Genomic DNA, 406 nt, shown 5'->3' on the forward strand with positions numbered 1-406 from the left:
CCGCAGCCGCGACGAGCTGGCGGCGAAGGCCGCCGAATTCGGCCTGCCGTGCATCCTCAAGACCCGCCGCCTGGGCTACGACGGCAAGGGCCAGTTCCGCCTGCGCAGCGAAGCCGACATTGATGCCGCCTGGGATGCGCTGGGTGCACAGGTCGAGCGCACCGGACTGATCCTGGAGGGCTTCGTGGCCTTCCAGCGCGAGGTCAGCGTGGTGGCCGTGCGTGGCCGCGATGGCAGTTTCGAAGCCTGGCCGATCACCGGCAACTGGCATGTCGACGGTGTGCTGTCGGCCAGCGTGGCCCCGGCCGTGCTGTCCGCCGCCGAGCAGCAGGCAGCCATCGGCTATGCACGCTGTGTCGCCGAACACCTGCAGTACGTCGGCGTGTTCGCGCTGGAACTGTTCTGC

At 69.2% G+C, this 406-nt stretch carries 1 protein-coding gene; it reads left to right on the forward strand.

Annotated elements, in window-relative coordinates:
- On the forward strand, nucleotides 1–406 hold a 406-nt coding region (locus tag I6F21_RS38265; protein WP_225184455.1), incomplete at both ends, for an ATP-grasp domain-containing protein.

The sequence above is a fragment of the Bradyrhizobium sp. NBAIM03 genome, from assembly GCF_020194055.1.
GTDB lineage: Bacteria > Pseudomonadota > Alphaproteobacteria > Rhizobiales > Xanthobacteraceae > Bradyrhizobium > Bradyrhizobium yuanmingense.